The 21,364-nt window shown below is 67.1% G+C and carries 20 protein-coding genes; 17 read left to right on the forward strand and 3 right to left on the reverse strand.

Annotated elements, in window-relative coordinates; genetic code table 11:
- Nucleotides 1–16 precede the first annotated feature (16 nt).
- The gene (argS, locus tag P7F68_RS05795) at nucleotides 17–1,780 is read right to left on the reverse strand and encodes an arginine--tRNA ligase (protein WP_277831444.1); all 1,764 of its coding nucleotides are present in this window, start codon (nucleotides 1,778–1,780) and stop codon (nucleotides 17–19) included.
- A gap of 170 nt (nucleotides 1,781–1,950) precedes the next feature.
- On the opposite strand from argS, the gene ubiB reads away from it, so the two are divergent.
- From ubiB to P7F68_RS05815, 4 genes are all read left to right on the forward strand, one after another.
- Complete coding sequence (ubiB, locus tag P7F68_RS05800) at nucleotides 1,951–3,480, forward strand: ubiquinone biosynthesis regulatory protein kinase UbiB (protein ID WP_270068563.1); 1,530 nt, start codon at nucleotides 1,951–1,953, stop codon at nucleotides 3,478–3,480.
- A 104-nt stretch (nucleotides 3,481–3,584) separates the two neighbouring features.
- On the forward strand, nucleotides 3,585–5,804 hold the full coding sequence (rocD, locus tag P7F68_RS05805; RefSeq protein ID WP_277831448.1) for an ornithine--oxo-acid transaminase: 2,220 nt from the start codon (nucleotides 3,585–3,587) through the stop codon (nucleotides 5,802–5,804).
- Nucleotides 5,805–5,925: 121 nt separating this feature from the next.
- The gene (locus P7F68_RS05810) at nucleotides 5,926–7,386 is read left to right on the forward strand and encodes a high affinity choline transporter 1 (protein WP_002939799.1); all 1,461 of its coding nucleotides are present in this window, start codon (nucleotides 5,926–5,928) and stop codon (nucleotides 7,384–7,386) included.
- A 46-nt stretch (nucleotides 7,387–7,432) separates the two neighbouring features.
- Entirely contained in the window at nucleotides 7,433–9,118 is a 1,686-nt protein-coding gene (locus tag P7F68_RS05815; protein WP_277831451.1) for a hypothetical protein, read from the forward strand.
- 24 nt (nucleotides 9,119–9,142) lie between these two features.
- On the opposite strand, the gene P7F68_RS05820 is transcribed toward P7F68_RS05815, so the two are convergent.
- Together P7F68_RS05820 and pomA are read right to left on the reverse strand one after the other, a co-directional pair.
- Complete coding sequence (locus P7F68_RS05820) at nucleotides 9,143–10,036, reverse strand: flagellar motor protein MotB (protein ID WP_277831453.1); 894 nt, start codon at nucleotides 10,034–10,036, stop codon at nucleotides 9,143–9,145.
- Nucleotides 10,037–10,046: 10 nt separating this feature from the next.
- Complete coding sequence (pomA, locus tag P7F68_RS05825; protein ID WP_002931341.1) at nucleotides 10,047–10,805, reverse strand: flagellar motor protein PomA; 759 nt, start codon at nucleotides 10,803–10,805, stop codon at nucleotides 10,047–10,049.
- Nucleotides 10,806–11,009: 204 nt separating this feature from the next.
- Here pomA and ubiU point away from each other — a divergent pair, with 204 nt between their 5' ends.
- The 13 genes from ubiU (at nucleotide 11,010) to hprK (ending at nucleotide 21,361) form a co-directional block, all read left to right on the forward strand.
- Nucleotides 11,010–12,026: a ubiquinone anaerobic biosynthesis protein UbiU gene (gene ubiU, locus P7F68_RS05830; RefSeq protein WP_277831455.1), complete on the forward strand. Its 1,017-nt coding sequence runs from the start codon at nucleotides 11,010–11,012 to the stop codon at nucleotides 12,024–12,026.
- Between the two features lie 54 nt (nucleotides 12,027–12,080).
- Nucleotides 12,081–12,992, forward strand: a complete 912-nt coding sequence (locus tag P7F68_RS05835) for a U32 family peptidase (protein ID WP_002939802.1) — start codon at nucleotides 12,081–12,083, stop codon at nucleotides 12,990–12,992.
- A 31-nt stretch (nucleotides 12,993–13,023) separates the two neighbouring features.
- Nucleotides 13,024–13,560 (forward strand): ubiquinone anaerobic biosynthesis accessory factor UbiT, encoded by a 537-nt coding sequence (gene ubiT / locus P7F68_RS05840; RefSeq protein WP_002939806.1) that lies wholly within the window; start codon nucleotides 13,024–13,026, stop codon nucleotides 13,558–13,560.
- Between the two features lie 81 nt (nucleotides 13,561–13,641).
- Complete coding sequence (gene thiL / locus P7F68_RS05845) at nucleotides 13,642–14,601, forward strand: thiamine-phosphate kinase (RefSeq protein ID WP_198291785.1); 960 nt, start codon at nucleotides 13,642–13,644, stop codon at nucleotides 14,599–14,601.
- Nucleotides 14,602–14,680: 79 nt separating this feature from the next.
- Nucleotides 14,681–15,163, forward strand: coding sequence for a phosphatidylglycerophosphatase A family protein (locus P7F68_RS05850; RefSeq protein WP_198291786.1), 483 nt, complete (start codon nucleotides 14,681–14,683; stop codon nucleotides 15,161–15,163).
- 4 nt (nucleotides 15,164–15,167) lie between these two features.
- Entirely contained in the window at nucleotides 15,168–15,656 is a 489-nt protein-coding gene (gene pncC, locus P7F68_RS05855; RefSeq protein ID WP_277831459.1) for a nicotinamide-nucleotide amidase, read from the forward strand.
- Nucleotides 15,657–15,798: 142 nt separating this feature from the next.
- Entirely contained in the window at nucleotides 15,799–16,830 is a 1,032-nt protein-coding gene (recA, locus tag P7F68_RS05860; RefSeq protein ID WP_002939814.1) for a recombinase RecA, read from the forward strand.
- A 16-nt stretch (nucleotides 16,831–16,846) separates the two neighbouring features.
- Complete coding sequence (gene recX, locus P7F68_RS05865; protein WP_002939817.1) at nucleotides 16,847–17,296, forward strand: recombination regulator RecX; 450 nt, start codon at nucleotides 16,847–16,849, stop codon at nucleotides 17,294–17,296.
- On the forward strand, nucleotides 17,283–18,005 hold the full coding sequence (gene lptB, locus P7F68_RS05870) for an LPS export ABC transporter ATP-binding protein (protein WP_277831463.1): 723 nt from the start codon (nucleotides 17,283–17,285) through the stop codon (nucleotides 18,003–18,005). Before recX ends, lptB begins: the two co-directional genes overlap by 14 nt.
- A gap of 22 nt (nucleotides 18,006–18,027) precedes the next feature.
- A complete protein-coding gene (locus tag P7F68_RS05875; protein WP_277831465.1) occupies nucleotides 18,028–19,494 on the forward strand; it encodes an RNA polymerase factor sigma-54 in 1,467 nt (488 codons plus the stop codon).
- Between the two features lie 17 nt (nucleotides 19,495–19,511).
- On the forward strand, nucleotides 19,512–19,835 hold the full coding sequence (gene hpf / locus P7F68_RS05880; RefSeq protein WP_002933639.1) for a ribosome hibernation-promoting factor, HPF/YfiA family: 324 nt from the start codon (nucleotides 19,512–19,514) through the stop codon (nucleotides 19,833–19,835).
- Between the two features lie 136 nt (nucleotides 19,836–19,971).
- Nucleotides 19,972–20,457 (forward strand): PTS IIA-like nitrogen regulatory protein PtsN, encoded by a 486-nt coding sequence (gene ptsN, locus P7F68_RS05885; protein ID WP_002933632.1) that lies wholly within the window; start codon nucleotides 19,972–19,974, stop codon nucleotides 20,455–20,457.
- Complete coding sequence (gene hprK / locus P7F68_RS05890; protein ID WP_002933626.1) at nucleotides 20,426–21,361, forward strand: HPr(Ser) kinase/phosphatase; 936 nt, start codon at nucleotides 20,426–20,428, stop codon at nucleotides 21,359–21,361. The genes ptsN and hprK overlap by 32 nt, the downstream gene beginning before the upstream one ends.
- Nucleotides 21,362–21,364: the final 3 nt, after the last annotated feature.

Here is a 21,364-nt window from a genome sequence, read left to right on the forward strand (position 1 = left end):
GATTGCGCTCCCCGCATCACATCGACTCGGGCGCGGACACGCCCAGCATCTTCAGGCCGGTGACGAGCACCTGGCGCACCGCGGCGGCAAGCGCCAGGCGGGCGAGCTTGAGCGCCTCGTCCTCGACCAGCATGCGCTCGGCGTTGTACCAGCTGTGGAAGTCGGCAGCGAGATCCTTGAGGTAGAAGGCGATCTGGTGCGGTGCGTAGTCCGCAGCCGCGTTCTGCACCAGCTCGGGGAAGCTCGCCAGACGGGCGCACAGGGCAAGCTCACGCTCGTTCTGCAGCAGGCCGAGATCGGCCGCGGCCAGCTCGGCCGCCTCGCCACCCCACTGGTTGAGCACCGAGCACACCCGGGCATGGGCGTACTGCACGTAGTACACCGGATTCTCGTTGCTCTGGCTCTTGGCAAGATCGAGGTCGAAATCCAGGTGCTGATCGGACTTGCGCAGCACGTAGAAGAAGCGGCAGGCGTCGTTGCCGACTTCGCGGCGCAGCTCGCGCAGGGTGACGAACTCACCCGAGCGGGTGGACATCGAGGTCTTCTGGCCGTTGCGGTACAGCACTGCGAACTGCACCAGCGCCACCTCGAGCTTCTCGGGCGGCAGGCCGAGCGCGGCGATGGCGCCCTTCACGCGCGGGATGTAGCCGTGGTGGTCGGCACCCCAGATGTCGATGACGCGATCGAAGCCGCGCTCGTACTTGTTGAGGTGGTAGGCGATGTCAGAAGCGAAGTAGGTGTACAGACCGTTCTCGCGCTGCACGACGCGGTCCTTCTCGTCACCGAAGGCGGTGGAGCGGAACCACTTCGCGCCGTCCTGCAGGTAGATGTGACCCTGCTTCTCGAGCTGCGCGACCGCGCGCTCGACCAGGCCGGTGTCGAACAGGCTCTGCTCGGAGAACCACTTGTCGAAACGCACGCCGAATTCCTGCAGGTCCTCGCGGCCATCGCCGAGCTGCTCGTTGAGCGCGAAGCCATGCACCCAGGGGTAATCCTCGCCCAGCAAGCGCTTGGCGTTGGCGATCAGCGCATCGAGGTGCTCCTCGCGCTGCTGCTTGGCCTCGTCGTCCTTGCGATCGGCCGGCGGCAGGCCGGGGGTGCCGGCGAGGACCTGCTCGGCGCTGACCCTGGCGAAGCGATCCTGATGCGCGTCGCGCATCTCACGGCCCATGTCGATCACGTAGTCGCCCTGGTAGGCATTCGGCGGGAACGGAATCTCGATACCGAAGAAAGCCAGGTAGCGCAGCCAGGTCGACAGCGCCAGGATGTCCATCTGGCGTCCGGCGTCGTTGACGTAATACTCGCGGGTGACGTCATAGCCGGCAAACGCCAGCACGTCCGACAACGAAGCGCCGTAGGCCGCACCGCGGCCGTGGCCGACATGAAGCGGGCCGGTCGGGTTGGCGGAGACGAACTCGACCTGCACCTTGACGCCCTTGACGTCGCCACGGCCAAACCCCGCGCCCTGGCCAAGCACCTCGCGCACGACCGCTGTCTTGGCGCTTGCGGCCAGGGTGAAGTTGATGAAACCGGCTCCGGCGACCTCCGCCTTCTCGACCAGCTTCGAGGCCGGAAGCTCGGCCAGCAGCAGGCCGGCGAGCTCGCGCGGATTGCGTTTGAGCGGCTTGGCCAGTTGCAGCGCGAGGTTGGTGGCGAAATCACCGTGGCTCGCCTGCTTCGGGCGCTCCAGCAGGATGGGCGTATCGACCAGGTCGGGCGCCACGCTCTTCAGCGCGGTCTTGAGCAGGTCGGTCAACAGGACTTTGGGGTCGGCGCTCATGGCACTCGGGATGGATTCGAAACGCGCGATTATAGCGGAAGGCAGCCTCGGGCCCGGTCGAGGATGTGAGCGCAGATTGCGCGCCGTGGCAGGCGTCACGCACAGGCGGCGTTCCCCCGCAGTCGCTTTCCGGCTAAAGTCCCGGGTTTGCGTCTGCCCGGCTTCCCAACGTGCGCCTCTTCCGCCTCGCCAAGATCGTCTCCGTGAGCCTGCGCTTCGGCCTCGACCGCATGGTCCTCGACGCCGACAGCAGCGGACGCCTTGCACGCATATGGCATACGTTCTTCTTCTGGCGGACGTTTTCCCAGCCGCGCGGCGCACGCCTTCGTCAGGCGCTCGAGTCGCTGGGACCGATCTTCGTCAAGTTCGGCCAGATGCTGTCCACCCGGCGCGACCTGCTGCCCCCCGACCTCGCCGACGAGCTGGCGCTGCTGCAGGACCGCGTCCCCCCTTTCCCCACCGAGCAGGCGCTGGCGGTACTGGAGGGCTTCTACGGCAAGCCGATCGACGAGGTCTTCGACGACTTCGAGCGAACCCCGGTAGCCTCTGCCTCGGTGGCGCAAGTGCACTTCGCCCGCCTGCCCGACGGCACCGAGGTCGCCGTCAAGGTGTTGCGCCCCGGCATCGAGCGCGTGATCGAGCACGACCTGGCGCTGCTCGAGGTCGCTGCCGTGCTGCTCGAGAAGATCTGGCCCGAGGGCCGTCGCCTGAAGCCGCGCGAGGTCGTCGCCGAGTTCAGCAAGTACCTGCACGACGAACTCGACCTGATGCGCGAAGCCGCCAACTGCTCGCAACTGCGGCGCAACTTCACGGAGTCCTCGCTGCTCATCGTGCCCGAAGTGCATTGGGACTGGTGCGGCAGCAAGGTCATGGTGATGGAGCGCATGCGCGGCGTGCCGATCTCGCAGACGCCCGCGCTGCTCGCCCAGGGCACCGACCTGTCGGCGCTGTCGCGCGCCGGCGTGGAGATCTTCTTCACCCAGGTGTTCCGCGACGGCTTCTTCCATGCCGACATGCACCCGGGCAACATCTTCGTGCACCGCGACGGGCGCTACATCGCGCTCGACTTCGGCATCATGGGCACGCTCAACGAGGTAGACAAGAACTACCTCGCCACCAACTTCCTCGCCTTCTTCAAGCGCGACTACCGGCGCGTGGCGCTTGCCCACATCGAAGCCGGCTGGGTGCCGGCGAAGACGCGCGTGGACGAGTTCGAGGCCGCGATCCGCACCGTGTGCGAGCCGATCTTCGACAAGCCGCTCAAGGACATCTCCTTCGGCAAGACCCTGCTGCGCCTGTTCCAGACCGCACGCCGTTTCGAGATGGAAGTGCAGCCCCAACTCGTGCTGCTGCAGAAGACCCTGCTCAACATCGAAGGCCTCGGCCGCCAGCTCGACCCCGAGCTCGACCTGTGGAAGACCGCCAAGCCCTTCCTGGAGCGCTGGATGGATGAGCGCATGGGCATGCGTGCGCTGGTGCGCGGCGTCAAGGAAGAAGCACCGGCCTGGGCCGGCACGCTGCCGCAGCTGCCTCGCCTGGTGCACCATGCGCTGACCGAATCCGGCCGCCAGCAGAGCGCGCAACAGCAGCGCCTGGACGACCTGGCAGCCGGCCAGCGGCGGCTCACCCGCCTGCTGCTGCTGGTCGGCGCGGTCGCAGCCACCCTGCTCGGCCTCGAGCTGCATCGCCTGCTGGGCTGAGCCGAGCGGAGGCTGAACGAATCGGGCGCCCCCGCATCCAACTCATGCACACATGATTCGGCCCGCCGCGTGCGGGCGCGACCAGGATGCATGGAGGTGCCGTAATGACGACGACACGCATGGATGGCATGGCGCCGCACGTACCTCACTCGATAATCCGGGTGATCGGCGCCGCGAGCGCGCTCGGCGCCCCTGCCCCAGGTACGGCGGCCAGCCCCGACAGTCTGCAAAGCGGTGGCCTTTGCGCCCATCTGCACGCAATCGGACTCGGCGTCGACTGGCTCGAGACCCTGCGCCCCCTCGCTGCCGGCGTACCTGCACAGGCGGCAGCTCAGACAGGAGCCGATCCGGCAAGCACTGCCGAGAACACGGAAGTCGCCGACATGGCCCGGCGCCTCGACGACAATGGCCGTTTTGCCCGTCGCCTCGCCGACCATGTGGCAGCAGTGCCACCCGGCAGCTTCCCGCTCGTGCTCGGTGGTGACCATGCAATCGCCGCAGGCACCTGGCGAGGCGTAGGCCGACGCTGCGGACGCTCCCCCGGGCTGCTGTGGATCGACGCCCACCTCGACAGCCACACCGACACCAGCACCCACTCCGGCAACATCCACGGCATGCCTCTGGCTGCGCTGCTGGGGGTCGGCCACCCGCAACTGTGCGACATCCCCGGGCCGACGCTGGATCCCGCGCGCACCTGCGTGCTCGGCGCACGCGCCTGGGAGGCCGAGGAGCGCGACCTGCTCAGGCGTCTGGGCGTGCGCATCTTCGACATAGAGGAGATTGCGCAGCGCGGTCTGGCGGCCGTGTTCTGCGATGCACTGAGCATCGTGCGCGCAGACGAACAGGCGGGCTTCGGCGTCAGCCTCGACCTCGACGCCCTCGATCCGGGCCATTTCCCGGCGGTGAGCTGCCCCGAGCCCGGCGGCCTGGCACCCCGTGCGCTCACCGACTGCCTGTTCAGTCTGCGCGCCTGCGCCGACTTCATCGCGCTGGAGATCGTCGAATACCGTCCCGAACTGGATGCCGACGGCAGCGGCCTGCGCTGGGTACGCGAGCTTGCCGCTGCTGCGCTCGGCCCATCGACCGCCTGGCTGCGCGAGAAGGAACGCCGCTACGGCGCCGCCAATTACGCCCCGCTCCCCGCCGTGTTCCAGCGTGGCGAGGGCGTCTGGCTGTGGGACACCGACGGCCGGCGTTACCTTGACATGATGAGCGCCTACTCGGCAGTGAGCTTCGGCCACAGCCACCCGCGCCTGGTCCAGGCCCTGACCGAGCAGGCCCAGCGCCTGGCGCTGACCTCGCGCGCCTTCTCCAGCGACCGTCTGCCGGTCTTCCTCGAGCGCCTGTGCGCGACCTTCGGCTATGAGCGCGCCCTGCCCGTCAATACCGGCCTGGAAGCCGTGGAGACGGCCTTGAAGGCGGCACGCAAATGGGGCTACCAGGTCAAGGGCATCGCCCCCGGAAAGGCCCGCATCATCGCCTGCGATGGCAACTTCCATGGCCGCTCCATCGCCATCGTCGGACTCTCCTCCAATGCGCACTATCGCGCTGGCTTCGGCCCCTTCCCGCCGGGGCTCGAGCGCATCCCCTTCGGCGACGCCGACGCCCTCGAAGCGGCAATCACCCCCGACACTGCTGCCTTTCTGGTCGAGCCGATCCAGGGCGAGGGCGGCATCGTGGTGCCGCCGGCTGGCTACCTGTCCCGATGCGCCGAGATCTGCCGCCGGCACAAGGTGTTGCTGATCGCCGACGAGGTGCAGACCGGCCTCGGCCGTACCGGGCGCCTGCTCGCCTGCGACCACGAGGGCGTGCGTGCCGACGGACTCATCCTGGGCAAGGCCCTGGGCGGCGGACTGCTGCCGGTATCGGCCTTCCTTGCCGATCGCGCGCTCATGGACGTGTTCGGCCCCGGCGACCATGGCTCGACCTTCGGCGGCAACCCATTGGCAGCGGCCGTAGGCACCGAAGTGCTGGCGCTGCTCGAACAGCTCCGGCCCTGGGAGCGCGCCGAGCGGCTCGGCACACACCTGGTCCAGTCCCTGCGCGCCGCGGACCTGCCCGGCGTGCGCGCGATCCGTGGCCGGGGCCTGCTGGTCGGGGTCGCCTTCGAGCCGAACTTCGCCGACGCCGGCGCCATTGCCGAGCGCCTGCTCGCACACGCCATCGCCACTCGCGACACCAACGGCAACGTGCTGCGCCTGGCACCACCGCTGATCATCGACGAAGAGACGCTGGAGCAGGCGATCACCACCATCGTGACCACGCTGCGTGCGTTCGCGGCGAAACGGACACGGCTCGCCGACAGCGTTGCAGATCTGCAATGAAGCAGGCGTGTTCGCGCACGGATCGACCACATTCGCCCCCCATCGCAACGCCTCCTGTTGCTAAACTCGCGCCTGTTTTTCCAACCGTGCGCGTGCGTGCGCCTCAACGAAGGGCTCCCTGATGCTGCTCTGGCTTGTCGTCGCCTATCTGGTCATTTCCATCGGCATCGGACTGTATGCCGCCACCCGGGTACACAATGCGCGCGACTACATCACTGCGGGTCGCAACCTGCCGATGTACATCGTGCTGGCGATGGTGTTCGCAACCTGGTTCGGCGCCGAGACCGTGCTCGGCATCTCGGCCACCTTCCTGGACGAAGGCTTCCGCGGGCTGATCTCCGACCCACTGGGCGCAGCAGCCTGCCTGGTCCTGTTCGGCCTCATCTTCGCCCGCCCGCTCTACCGCATGAACCTGCTCACGCTGGGCGACTTCTTCCGCATGCGCTACAACCGCACGACCGAGCTCGTGCTGTCGATCTGCATCGTGCTGTCCTACCTTGGCTGGGTAGCGGCGCAGATCACCGCGCTCGGACTGGTGTTCAATGTATTGTCGAACGACGTCGTGAGCATGAACGAGGGCATGCTGATCGGCGCCGCCGTCGTGCTGGTCTATACCTTGTTCGGCGGCATGTGGTCGGTGGCACTGACCACCTTCGTGCAGATGATCGTGATCGTGATCGGCCTGGTATGGGTCACCTGGCTTGCCGGCGACAAGGCTGGCGGCTTCGAACTCGTCATCGCCAAGGCCGCGGCCGAGGGCAAGTTCGAGTGGCTGCCTTCGCTCGACCTCATCGACATGATCGCCTGGTTCGCCGCCTTCGCCACCATGGCGCTGGGCTCGATCCCGCAGCAGGACGTCTTCCAGCGTGTCAACTCGTCAAAGAACGAGCGCGTCGCCGTATGGGGGACCACACTGGGGGGGGTGAGCTACTTCTTCTTTGCTGCGGTGCCGCTGTTCCTCGCCTATACCGCCAACATCATCGACCCCGGCATGGTCGAGCGCCTGATGGAGCAGGACTCGCAGCTCATCCTGCCCACGCTGATCCTCCAGCACATGCCCTTCTTCGCCCAGGTGATCTTCTTCGGCGCCCTGCTGTCGGTGATCATGAGCACCGCCTCGGGCACCCTGCTCGCGCCCTCGGTGACCTTCTCCGAGAACGTGCTGCGCGGCTTCATCCCGGGCATGAGCGACCGCGCCTTCCTGTTCAGCACGCGGGTCACCGTGGTGGTGTTCACCGTCCTCGTGACCTGGTACGCCACCACCACAGAGGCCACCATCCACCACATGGTCGAGAGCGCCTATCGCGTGACGCTGGCCGGCGCTTTCGTGCCCCTGGCCGCCGGCCTGTTCTGGAAGCGCGCCAACAACCTGGGGGCGGCGCTGGCCATCATCCTCGGCCTGTCGACCTGGCTGCTGCTGGAGATCTTCGTCACCGAGGGCGACGTCGAGCCCCAGCTCTACGGCCTGGCGGCAAGCGCGCTCGGCATGCTGGTCGGCGGCCTGATCGGACCCAAGACGCACCACAGGCCGCAGGTCGGTGGTCATCGCGCCGCCGCAGGCACCTACCACACCGCGCGTTGACCCCACGGCCAGCGCGTCCTGAGGCCAGGCCAAGGGGGCGGCAGTCATGAATGGCACGGCCAAGGGGCTGGACTACTGGCGGCGCGAGCTGGCTGCCGTGCGCATGCCTGTGCTGTCGACAGCACAGGCGCTCGAGACCCTGCTCGACCCCGGGATCGGCATGGACACGCTGCGCACCATGCTGCACGGCGACATCCCGCTTGCGCTCGAGGTCATCTTGCTCGCCGCCCGCGAACCGCGCATCGACGGCGAGGTGCAAGGCCTTCAGCATGCGCTCAACATGCTTGGCGTCGACAAGGTCCAGGCCCTGGCCAGACGGTGTGCCGACCAGGGCCTGAATGCAAGCGCCGCTGCCCGGCACGAGGCGGTACGGGCGATGGCAACCAGCCAGTTCGGCCGTGTCCTGCAGGCCGACTGGGCGCACCACCACGGCGGCGAGCATGCCGAGTATCTCGAATGGCTGACGCTTTTGCTCGGCGTGGCGCGCTGGAAGCTCCCCCTCGCCGCCCCCGAACTGCACCAGGAGATCGAGGCGCGCGCCGCGGCCGGCGAGCGGCGTGCGCGAGTGGAGGAGGCACTGCTGGGCTGCTCCCCCGTCGAACTGAACGCCGCCCACCTGCAGGATCTTGGCCTGCCGGCGAGTCCGGCGCTGACGACGATCATGGACAGGGCGGGCACCATGCTTGCGCACGCGGGCCGCTACGCCTGGCAAGGGGGCATGGCCCCCGAGCTGCCGATCGCACTCGCCCGCTATCTGCACCAGCGCGGCGCGGATGCCGTCCTTGCCCACCTAATCGCCTGGGCGACACATGACAACTGGTATGGTGGCCACACCGCGACACTGCTGCACGCTGCGTCGGCGATGACGAACCTGCCACTCGACGAAATCGTCGCAAGCACGCGTCGCGTCGCAGTAAGCATCAGCCATGCCGCTGCGTTCATCGACCATCGCCCGGTCGCATGCGAGCGCTTTTTCTGGCCGCCACCGCCACCGCGCAGCCCCGGCGCGCCGATGCCCGCAAGCCGAGCGGCCGCGCGACCGGCTGACAGCGACGCGCACACTGACGGATGGCATGCTCGCTCACAACACGCCGGCGACGACCGCACCCGACTGGTGACAACGAGGCTAGAAGGCGAGACACAGGCGGACGAGCCTTCAAGCGCAGCACCCAAGGCGACGCAGCCCAAGGCCCATGGCGGCATCGGCGGCGAGCCTGTCACCGAGATCATCGAGGCCTTCATGCAGAACTGCCAGCACGGCCGCTATCGCGACCTGCGCGCGTTCTTTGCCGACACGGCGCACACGCTCGAGCAAGGCCTTGGCCTTGCGCGCTGCCTGCTGTTCCTGAAAGCCTCTGCCGCAGACCGCCTGAGCTGCTACTTCGCCTACGGTTTTGCCCCCGAGGACAATGCGAAAGCCCTCTGGGTGCCTGCGGGTGACGACAACCTGCTCGCACGCCTGTTCCGCCACGCGGCGGGATCTACCTGCATCGACCGCACACGGCTCGCGGCCGGTCGCCGCCAACTCCCCGAGGTCCTGCGCGCACATGTGCGACCGGCGGGCTTCCTGCTTGGCGCCATCCACCTCGGTGATCGTCCGGTTGGCGTGATCTGGGCCGACGGCGGCGACGCCGACCCCGTGCTCGACGCCAACCGCCATGCGGAATTCAAGCACATGATTCGCCACTTTGGCGCCGAGTTCACCCGTCTGACTCAGGCCCTGCGGCGCTGAGCCCGGCCTCGGAGGGCGATAGGGCTATTCCGCCTGCCAGCCCATGAAGGGCAGCAACTCGGAATGGCCGCCACCGATCAGCTGGCGCGCCCGGTTCTCCAGCACCTCGATCGGCCCGGACATGTCGATCACGATCTCGACCCGCCGGTTCTGCGCGCGTAGGGCTGCCGACGTGTTCTCGACCCGCGGACGCGTCTCGGCAAAGCCATGCACACGCAGCCGTCCCGGCGCGACGGTGCTGGTCGCGAGCAGCGCGTTCGCCACTGATGAGGCGCGCGCTGCCGACAGATCCCAGTTGGAGCGGAAACGCGCAGTGCTGATCGGGATGTCGTCGGTATGCCCCTCGATCGCGATCTCCCCCGGGATATCGGCCAGCGACTCGCCGATCCTGCGCGCCACGTCGGCAAATGCCGGCGCGAGGTCAGCCGAGCCGGACGGAAAGGCGCCGCGCTCCTCGATACGGATGACGATGCGCTTCCTCTCCTCGTCGAGCTGGAGCGTGCCCTGGCCGAGCTCCTTCTCGAGCGTCTTGCGCAACTCGTCGGCACTCTTGCTGACCTGGCGCTCGGACACCTCGCGCACCATCGCCTCGTTGCTCGCGTTGGAGGTGTAGGTCTTGAGCTTGGGATCCTCCTTGGAGGTCTCCTGCCGCACGGTATCTATCGGGGTGGGCTTGGGCGGCCCCGGCGAGAACTTGTCGAAGATCGGCGTCGTCCCCATCGGCGACTCGATCGCCGGCACATCGCGCTGCACACCGAAGGCCTTGGTGAGCTCGCCGGCGATCTGCTTGAACTTCATCGCATCCATCTCGGCAAACGAGAGCAGGAGCACGAAAAAGCACATGAGCAGCGACATCAGGTCGGCAAATGTCATCACCCAGGCGGGGATGCCGGCCTTCTCCTCCTCGGGCATGTCCATGTGCGCGCCCTCAGCCGCCTTCGGACTTGCGCTTGGCGGGCGGCAGGTAGCTCGTGAGCAGGGTCTCGATCACGCGCGGATTGGTGCCGTTCTGGATCGCCGAGATCGCATCGATGAGCATCGCGTTGAGGCGTGCCTCCTCGGTCATGCGCAGGTTGAGCTTGTCCGCCATGGGCAGGAAGATCATCGTTGCCATCATCGCGCCATACAGCGTGGTCAGCAGCGCCACCGCCATCGCCGGGCCGATCGACTTCGGGTCTTCCATGTTCGACAGCATCTGCACCAGGCCGATGAGGGTCCCGATCATGCCCATCGCCGGGCCGACGTCACCCATGGCGCTGAACACCTTTGCCCCCCAGCGATGGCGCTCGAGCGTGAGAAGGCGCTCCTTCTGCAGGATCTCGCGCACCGTCTCGGGTGCCTGGCCGTCGATCATGAGCTGGATGCCCTGCTGGAAGAAAGGGATGGAAGAGGGCCGGCTCTCGAGCGCCAGCATGCCCTCCTTGCGCGCCACCTGCGCGACCTCCATCACCTCCTTGATGACCTCCTCGGTGTCGGGCAGGCGGAACTTGAACGCCTTCGCCGCCACCTTGAACGCGCCGAGGAACTGCTGCAGCGTGAACTTGCTGAGTACGACGAACAGGCTGCCGCCGACAACGATGAGCAAGGATGGTCCATTGAGGAAGATCATCGCCGACGCACCGAGCACGATGGCCGACACGACAATGCCCAGCGAGCCCAGCAGCCCGATCAGTGTTGCAAGATCCACGCACGCTCCATTGCGTTGAGCACACCGATGCGCGCCTGCACCACTTTGTGCAGACGCCATCGCGGCCGAATGTCATTGGCCCGAATCATAAGGTTTTTTTGCGCACCGCACGATGCTGCACAACGGGCGTTTGACACTCGTCAAAGCCACCTCCGCGACCACGCACTATGGTGCCCGGGTTCTTCCCTGCCCGCCCGGCCGCCAATGTCCGCACCCAATACGATCGAGCTCGTCTGCCCAGCCGGCAGCCTCCCCGCCCTGAAAACCGCCGTCGACCACGGCGCAGACTGCGTCTATCTCGGCTTCAAGGACGCCACCAACGCGCGCAACTTCACCGGCCTCAACTTCGACCCGCCGCAGATGCGCGAAGGCATCGCCTACGCCCACGCCCGTGGCAAGAAGGTGCTGCTCGCGCTCAACACCTATCCGCAGACCGGCAACTGGCCGAGCTGGACGCAGGCCATCGACCGCGCCGCGGAGTTCGGTCTCGATGCCCTGATCCTCGCCGACCCTGGCCTGATGGCCTACGCCGCCAGAACGCATCCGCAGTTGCGCCTGCACCTGTCGGTGCAGGGCTCGGCCACCAGCTACGAAGCGATCAACTACTACCATGAGCGCTTCGGCATCCAGCGCGCGGTGCTGCCTCGCGTGCTGTCCATGGCCCAGGTCGAGAGCGTGGTCGCCAACACACCGGTCGAGATCGAGGTTTTCGGCTTCGGCGGCCTGTGCGTGATGGTCGAGGGCCGCTGTGCGCTGTCGGCCTACGCCACCGGCGAGTCACCCAACTGCAATGGCGCCTGCTCGCCGGGCAAGCACGTACGCTGGGAAGACACGCCGCGCGGCATGGAGACGCGCCTCAACGGCATCCTCATCGACCGTTTCGCCGACGGTGAGCGCGCCGGCTACCCGACCCTGTGCAAGGGCCGCTTCGAGGTCAACGACGAGACCTACTACGCGCTCGAGGAGCCGACCAGCCTCAACACGCTCGAACTGCTGCCCGAGCTCGCTCGCATCGGCATCCGTGCGATCAAGATCGAAGGCCGCCAGCGCAGTCCAGCCTATGTCGCCCAGGTCACCAAGGTGTGGCGCGCCGCGCTCGACAAGCTCAAGGCCGGCGGCACCGAAGGCTTCGCAGTGCTGCCGGCGTGGATGGCCGAGCTCAACAAGGTCTCCGAAGGCCAGAGCCATACGCTGGGCGCCTACTACCGCCCGTGGAAGTGAGCGTCGCGCATGCCGCCTCGCACCGCATCACCCGAACGAACTGAGACCCGCCCGATGAAACTCGCCCTCGGCCCCCTGCTCTATTACTGGCCGCACCAGAGCGTGCTCGACTTCTACGCCGACATGGTCGAAGCACCGATCGACAGCGTCTACCTGGGCGAGACGGTGTGCTCGCGCCGCCACGAACTGCGCCTCGACGACTGGCTCGAGGTCGGCAAGGTGCTCGCCGCGGCCGGCAAGGAAGTGGTCATCAGCACCCAGGGCCTGATCGAATCCGAATCCGACCTCAAGGTACTGCGCCGCATCGTGCGCCAGCACAGCGAGGGCGAGACCGGCTTCCGCGTCGAGGCCAACGACATGGGCGCGGTGCGACTGCTCGCCGAGGCCGGCATCACCGACTGGGTCGCTGGCCCCACACTGAACATCTTCAACCCGAACACGCTGCAGCTGATGATCGACTCGGGCGCCACGCGCTGGGCCGTCGCCCCGGAGATGTCGGGTGCCGCGCTTGCCGAGGTGCGCGAAGCGCTCGCAGCCCCGATCGAAACCGAGGTCTTCGCCTACGGCCGCCTGCCGCTCGCGCATTCGGCGCGCTGCTTCACCGCCCGCCACTTCAACCTGCAGAAGGACACCTGCGAGTTCCGCTGTCTGTCGATCATGGACGGCATCACGCTGCGCACCCGCGAAGGCGAACCCTTCCTGACCCTGAACGGCGTGCAGACCCAGTCGGCACGGGTGCATAACCTGCTCGGCGACCTCGCCGCGGTACGTGGCAACGCCGAAGTCCTGCGCATCAGCCCACAGGGCGCCAACACGCGCGCCATCGTCGAACTGTTCCGCACCACCATCGATGCCCAGAGTTCGCCCGCCGAAGCCCTCGCGGCAAGCCGCGCACTGATGATCGAGGCGCCCTGCAACGGCTTCTGGCACGGCCGCGCCGGTGCCGAACAATACGTCGCGGCCTGAGCCAGCACACCCGCCTCCCCGGAGTACACACATGCCCGCCCTGCCCACCCTGCCGCGCCCGCCCCTGCCTGCCGAACTCCTGCCCGGCAGCCTGCGCCAGCGCATTGCCCAAAGCCTGGCAGACTTCCGCATTCCGGACTTCACGGTGCCAACGGCACTGGCCAGGCTGATCTCGCGCCTGCCGCAGCAGCCGCCGACGCATGCCCTGATCGCAGCGCTCAACCTCGCGCTCGGCCGCATCCTGCCGCGCGACACGCTGGCACCGCTCGGCGGACGCCACCTGCAGATGCGCGTGCTCGATGCCGGACTCACGCTCGATTTCGGCCTCGGCGAGCGCGGCTTCCGCCGCGCTGTTCCAGCTGCGGGACGCAAGCCGGACCTGGTGATCTCCGCCACCACGCGCGACTTCATCGCGCTCGCACTGCGCGAGGAAGATCCCGACACGCTGTTCTTCAGCCGCCGCCTGCGCATGGAAGGCGACACCGACCTCGGCCTGCTGGTCAAGAACACGCTCGACGCGGTGGACTGGGACAGTCTGAAGGCGCGCCTGGGTCTGCGCGCACGCTGAGCCCGGCAACGGCGCGCGCAGCGCACTTGTGCGCTAAGCTTGGCGCCCGCCCGCATGCGGGCAGCCGCCTCACTTCGCGTCATGCCTTCCGAATTCGACCTCATTCAGCGTCACTTCACTCGCGCCACACGGCACACCGCGCTCGCCGTCGGCGATGATGCCGCCTTGCTGCAGCCGCGCACAGGCATGCAGCTCGCCGTATCGACCGACATGCTCGTGTCGGGCACCCATTTTTTCGCCGACACCGACCCCGAAGATCTCGGCTGGAAGACCCTGGCGGTGAACGTCTCCGACATCGCAGCGATGGGCGCGGAACCGCGCTGGGCCTTCCTTGCGCTGTCCCTGCCAGCTGCCGACGAAGCCTGGATCGAGGCTTTCGCGCGCGGCTTCTTCGCCTGTGCCGATGCGCATGGCGTGGACCTCGCCGGTGGCGACACCACACGCGGGCCGCTCACGCTGTCGGTAACCATCATTGGCGAGACGGCCGCCGGCGAGGCCGTCACCCGCGACGGCGGTCGCGCCGGTGACGACCTGTGGGTATCGGGCCAGCCCGGCCTGGCTGCACTCGGGCTCGCCGCCCTGCAAGGGCGGACCAGGCTCGACGCCGACGGCCGGCGCGCCTGCATCGCCGCACTGCAACGCCCACAACCCCGGCTCGCCCTCGGCCGCGCGCTGCGCGGCGTGGCCAGTGCCATGCTGGACGTCTCCGACGGCCTGCTCGGCGATCTTCGCCACATTCTGGAACGCTCGCACACCGGTGCGCTGATCGAAACCGCGGCGCTGCCGCTCGCCCGCCTGCTTGCAACCGGCGCCGACCCGGTCTTGTGCAGACACTGCCTGCTCGCAGGGGGCGACGACTACGAACTGCTTTTCTGCGCCCCCGCTGCGCGACGTGACACCGTACGGGCGCTCGCCACAAAGCTCGAGTTGCCCGTGCACCGCATCGGCAGCCTCACCGCTGATAGCGGCAGCATCCACATGCGCGAAGCCGACGGCACGCTGGCCCCCCTCGCGCCCAACGGCTACGATCACTTTGCCTGATGCACTGCGAACCATTTCGCCCGAATCAATCCCTCCTGGTACGCAGGCACGCGTCGAACAACACAGATCGGATCACGAGATGCGCCCCACTCTTCGCCTGATGATGAGCCACCCCGCCCACTTCATTTCGCTGGGTTTCGGCTCCGGCCTGTCGCCCTGGGCGCCGGGAACCATGGGCACGCTGCTCGCATGGGCGCTTTACCCGCTGATCCGCGTCCCACTGTCCGAGTTCGTCTTCCTTGCCCTGCTCGCAGCCCTGTTCATCGCCGGCGTACTGGCCGCCGAGCGCACGGGGCGCGCACTCGGCGTGCCCGACCACGGCGGTATCGTGTGGGACGAAATGGTCGCCACCTGGCTGGTGCTGGCCTTCACGCCGCCAACCCTGCTCTGGCAGGCGGTCGCGGTGGCCTTGTTCCGCTTCTTCGACATCGTCAAGCCGCCCCCCGTACGCTGGGCCGATCGCAGTTTCAAGGGCGGCTTCGGGGTGATGTTCGACGACCTGGTCGCGGCCGGCTATACCCTGCTCGCACTCGCCATCCTGGTTGCCATCGTCGGCGCGTAAAGCCATGACCGACACCGAACTCGACACCCTCGCCCAACAGGTCGGCCAGGCGCTCGGCGCACGCGGATGGCGGTTGGCGACCGCCGAGTCCTGCACCGGCGGCTGGATCGCAGAGGCCGTTACCGCGATCGGCGGCAGCTCGGCCTGGTTCGACCGCGGCTTCGTCACCTACTCCAACGAAGCCAAGATCGACATGCTGGGCGTATCCGCCCACACCCTCGCAACCCAAGGTGCGGTCAGCGAGGCCACCGTTCGCGAGATGGCCGCCGGGGCACTTGATCGCAGCATCGCCACGGTCGCCGTCGCCGTATCCGGCATTGCCGGCCCCAGCGGCGGCAGCCCGGCCAAGCCCGTGGGCACGGTGTGCATCGGCTGGGCCTTGCGCGCCGGCGAGCAAAGCGCCCTGACCCTGCAATTCGCCGGCGATCGTCGCGCCGTGCGCAGACAGACCGTGATCCGCGCACTGCAGGGCGTACTTGCACTGACGCACTGACGCGAGCCTGCCCCGTCCGCTTCAGCAACTCCGCCGTTTGCTGTATTTCCATACACGTCTTAAACTAGCGGCATCAGGCGCGGCCGTCCGCATGCCTGCAATCTTTGTGCCATAATCCGCCAATCACACAGGACGCACCTCCATGGACGACAACAAGGCCAAGGCCCTCGCCGCCGCGCTCTCCCAGATCGAAAAGCAGTTCGGCAAAGGGTCGATCATGCGCATGGGCGACGGCAACGTCGAACGTGACATCCAGACCGTCTCCACCGGCTCGCTCGGCCTCGACATCGCGCTCGGCCTCGGTGGCCTGCCGCGCGGCCGGGTCGTCGAGATCTACGGCCCGGAATCCTCGGGCAAGACCACGCTGACCCTGCAGGTGATCGCCGAGATGCAGAAGCTGGGCGGCACGGCAGCCTTCATTGACGCCGAGCACGCGCTCGACGTCGGCTACGCGGAGAAGCTTGGCGTCAATATCCAGGACCTGCTTATCTCGCAGCCCGACACCGGCGAGCAGGCGCTCGAGATCGCCGACATGCTGGTGCGCTCCGGCGGCGTGGACGTGGTCGTCGTCGACTCGGTCGCCGCGCTCACCCCCAAGGCCGAGATCGAGGGCGAGATGGGCGACCAGCTCCCCGGCCTGCAGGCGCGCCTGATGTCGCAAGCGCTACGCAAGCTCACCGCCAACATCAAGCGCACCAACACGCTGGTGATCTTCATCAACCAGATCCGCATGAAGATCGGCGTCATGTTCGGTAGCCCGGAGACCACCACGGGCGGCAATGCACTCAAGTTCTATGCCTCCGTGCGCATGGACATCCGCCGCACCGGCACGATCAAGAAGGGCGACGAGGTGGTCGGCTCCGAAACCCGAGTCAAGGTCGTCAAGAACAAGGTCTCGCCCCCCTTCAAGGAAGCCCACTTCGACATCCTCTACGGCGAAGGCATCTCGCGCGAGGGCGAGATCATCGATCTGGGCGTGACACACAAGATCGTCGACAAGTCCGGCGCCTGGTATGCCTACCAGGGCGACAAGATCGGCCAGGGCAAGGACAACTCACGCGAATTCCTGCGTGCGAATCCGACGCTTGCGCGCGAAATCGAAAACAAGGTCCGCGTCGCCGTCGGCCTGCCCGAACTGCCGCCAGCGGCACCGGCAACGGCCACGGAAAGCTGAGCCTAGCCAGGACACCATGGGCGCCCCCAGCCTGCGCGAACGCGCGCTTCGCCATCTTGCCCGCCGCGACCACTCGCGCGCGGAGCTGGCGCGCAAGCTGGCCGCCCACGGCGAGGCCGACGAGGTGCAGGCAGTGATCGAGCGCATGGGCGAGCTCGGCCTGCAGTCCGACAGCCGCTACGCCGAAGCCTACGTGCGCACCCGTGCCAACCGCTTCGGCGGCAGCCGCCTGCGCAGCGAGCTGACGCGGCGCGGGATCGACCGTGAACTGATCGAGGCAACACTCGCCACGGAGTGCGTAGAATCGGAACTGGAGCGTGCCCGCGCAGTGCTGCGCAGCCGCTTCCAGGCGGCCCCGGCGGATGCGCGCGAATGGGCGCGCCAGGCCCGTTTCCTGCAAACCCGCGGCTTTGCACCCGAACTGATCCGCAAGCTGCTGAAAGAACCCCGCGATGAGTCTGCTTAAGGTCTCCAGCCTGCAAAAGCGCTACAAGGCGCGCACCGTGGTCCACGACGTCGGCTTCGAGGTCGGTTCGGGCGAGGTCGTCGGCCTGCTCGGCCCCAACGGCGCCGGCAAGACCACCTGTTTCTACATGATCGTAGGCTTGGTCCGTGCCGACGGCGGCCAGATCAACCTCGACGGCACCGACCTCACCCACCTGCCGATCCACGCCCGTGCGCGTCTGGGCCTGTCCTACCTGCCGCAGGAGATGAGCGTCTTCCGCAAGCTCACCGTGGCCGAAAACATCCGTGCCGTGCTCGAGCTCCAGGGGCTCGATGCGCACCAGGTGAAGACCCGGCTCGACGAACTGCTGCTCGAGCTTGGCATCAACCACCTGCGCGACAACACCGCCGTCTCACTCTCCGGCGGCGAGCGCCGACGTTGCGAGATCGCGCGCGCACTTGCAACCGACCCGCGCCTGATCCTCCTCGACGAACCCTTCGCAGGGGTCGACCCGATCGCGGTCATCGACATCCAGAAGATCATCCGCTTCCTCAAGGAGCGCGGCATCGGCGTGCTGATCACGGACCACAACGTGCGCGAGACGCTCGGCATCTGCGATCGTGCGTACATCATCAGCGAGGGCCGGGTACTGGCAAGCGGCGAACCGGCCGAGATCATCGACAACGAAAGGGTGCGCCAGGTTTACCTGGGCGAGCATTTCCGCCTGTGAATCCGCGCGCGCGTCGACAGCGATGAAACCAAGCCTCCAGCTCAAGCTCTCCCAGCACCTTACCCTGACGCCGCAGCTGCAGCAGTCGATCAAGCTGCTGCAGCTGTCGACCATCGAGCTGAACCAGGAGATCGAGCGCTTCCTGCTCGAGAACCCGATGCTCGAGCGCAGCGACGGCGACGGTGTCGAGTTCGTACCACCGCTACCACCGGGCAGCCCCCCCGAGCACGAGGCCAGACAGCAACAGGCAAACACCCCCGAGGCGCCAGCCAGCGCTGCGGACAGCGAGGCCGGCGACCATGCCGACCATGGCAGCGCCGACGAAGGCATGGACTGGTCCAATGTCGGCAGCGGCGCATCGAGCCGCAGCGAGGACGACGACGACGTCGATTACCAGGAACTGCAGGCGGCTGGCGTCTCCCTGCGTGACCATCTCGACCAGCAGGTGTCGCTGTCGCCGCTGTCAGACCGCGACCGCGCCCTCGTGCGCTTCATCATCGAAGCCTTGGATGACGACGGCTACCTTCACCAGCCGCTCGATGAGCTCCTCGAACTGCTTCCGGACGACGCCGACGTCGATGTCGATGACCTGAACATCGCGCTGCGCCACGTACAGAACCTCGAGCCCGCAGGCATCGGCGCGCGCAGCCCCAGCGAATGCCTGTCGCTGCAGCTCCGTACCCTGCCGGCTTCGGCGACGCGCACGCTCGCGCTCGAGATCGTCGACAAGCACCTCGAGCTGCTCGCCGAGCGCAACTTCGTCAAGCTCAAGAAGCTGACCGGCTGCGACGACGAAGCCCTGCGCGCCGCCCATGCCCTGATCTGCAGCCTCGACCCCCACCCCGGCTCGCGTTACTCGAACGCCGAGACGCGCTACGTACTGCCGGATGTGGTCGTACGCAAGCTGCGCGGGCGGTGGACGGTCAGCCTGAACCAGGAGGCAATGCCGCGTCTGCGCATCAACCGCCTGTATGCCAGCCTGCTGCAGCAGAACCGCGGCCAGGGTGGCGGCCTGAGCGGACAGTTGCAGGAGGCACGCTGGCTGATCAAGAACGTGCAGCAGCGCTTCGACACCATCCTCCGGGTGTCCCAGGCCATCGTTGACCAGCAGAGGCAGTTCTTCGATCATGGGGAGGTGGCAATGCGACCACTCACCCTCCGGGAGATCGCGGACCAACTCGAGCTGCACGAGTCCACCGTGTCGCGCGTGACCACGCAGAAGTACATGGCGAGTCCGCGCGGGGTGTTCGAACTCAAGTATTTCTTCGGTAGTCACGTCGCCACCGACACCGGTGGAGCGGCCTCGTCCACGGCGATTCGCGCGCTGATTCGCCAACTGGTCGACGCCGAGGACAGCAAGAAACCGCTGTCCGACGCCAAGATTGCCGAAGTCCTTGGCCAGCAGGGTATCGTGGTCGCACGGCGCACGATCGCCAAGTATCGCGAATCCCTCAATATCCCGCCGGTCAGCCTGCGCAAATCCATCTGACAAAAACAGGAGTCAACATGAATCTCAACATCACCGGGCGCCACGTCGAAGTCACTCCGGCCATTCGCGACTACGTCACCTCCAAGCTTGATCGCGTCATCCGTCACTTCGACAACGTCACCAGTGTCGCGGTGATCCTCTCGGTCGAGAAGCTCAAGCAGAAGGCCGAGGTCACCCTGCACGTGCGCGGCAAGGACATCTTCGTCGAAAGCGATGATGCCGACCTGTACGCGGCCATCGACGCGATGACCGACAAGCTCGACCGCCAGGTGCAGAAGTACAAGCAGAAACTGGCCGACCACAACCACGAGACGATCAAGCACCAGGCCCCCGAAGCCTGACGCTTTCGTTTCAGCCCCACGTCCGGGGTATGGTTATAATGCGCCCGTTTCCAAGACGCGGCGCCAGCATGCCCCGGGACGGCCGGTCGCACCCTGCGACCGGAATGCCTGCGATATTGCGCGAACCCTCCAGCGAATGAGCCTGATATCCCAACTCCTGCCACTGTCCAATGTGGTGGTCGACCTCGACGCGAGCAGCAAGAAGCGCGTCTTCGAGCAGGCGGGCCTGCTGTTCGAAAACAATCAGGGCATCGGGCGCAGCACCGTGTTCGACAGCCTGTTCGCGAGGGAGCGCCTCGGCTCCACTGGCCTCGGCCAGGGCATTGCGATTCCGCACGGGCGCATCAAGGGTCTCAAGGAGGCGGCAGGTGCGTTCCTGCGCCTTGCGAGCCCGGTGCAGTTCGACTCGCCCGATGGCCGCCCGGTGAACATGTTGTTCGTGCTGCTGGTCCCCGAGCAAGCCAACGAGACCCACCTGCAACTGCTCTCCGAGCTGGCTCAGATGTTCAGCGACCGCGGCTTCCGCGAAGCGCTGCAAGCCGCGCCGGATGCGGACCATATCCACCAGATGTTCATGAACTGGGGCGCCGATGCGGCAGACCAGCGTCGCGCGGCTGTATGAGGCGCATCGCGACAACCTGCAGCTGAACCACATCAGCGGCAACCTCGGCGCGAGCCTCGCGGTCGCCGAGGACCGCATGTGGCCGGCCGATCTCGTCGGCCACCTCAACCTCATCCACCCCACACGGCTGCAGGTCATGGGCGCGGCGGAGCTCGAATGGGCGCGCCGCCAGTCAAACGACAAGGTTGCTCACCACCTCAACGAGATCTGCTCCGCGCACCCGCCAGCCCTGATCGTCGCCGACGGCTGCGAAGTTCCCAATATCGTGCATGGGGTTTGCGTGGCACACGACGTCGCACTGTTCAGCGCAGCCCACCCATCGGCAAGCGTGATCGACCAGTTGCGGCTCTACCTGTCGCGCGAGCTGGCGGAGAAGACCTCGCTGCACGGCGTGTTCATGGATGTGCTCGGACTGGGCGTACTGATCACCGGCGACTCGGGTGCAGGCAAATCGGAGCTCGCGCTGGAGCTCATTTCCCGCGGTCACGGCCTGGTGGCCGATGACGTCGTCGAACTGTCGCGCATCGCTCCCACCGTACTCGAGGGGCGCAGCCCCGAGATGCTGCAGGACTTCATCGAAGTGCGCGGCCTGGGCATTCTCAACATCCGCACCATCTTCGGTGAAACGGCGTGCCGCCGGAAGATGCGCCTGCGCCTGATCTGCCACCTCGAGCGCCGCCAGCCGGGCCCCGGCGATCCCAGCCGCCTGCCCTTGCAGCAAGAGGTCCAGGACATCCTGGGCGTTGCAATTGCACGCGTCGTGCTGCCGGTTGCGGCCGGCCGTAACCTGGCCGTTCTGCTCGAGGCGGCGGTGCGCTCGACCATCCTGCAATTGCGTGGCATCGATTCGACCCAGGACTTCATCGAACGCCAGACGCGGGCGATGACGCCGCCGGAAGACTGATGC

The sequence above is a fragment of the Thauera mechernichensis genome (assembly GCF_029588855.1).
Taxonomy (GTDB): domain Bacteria; phylum Pseudomonadota; class Gammaproteobacteria; order Burkholderiales; family Rhodocyclaceae; genus Thauera; species Thauera mechernichensis.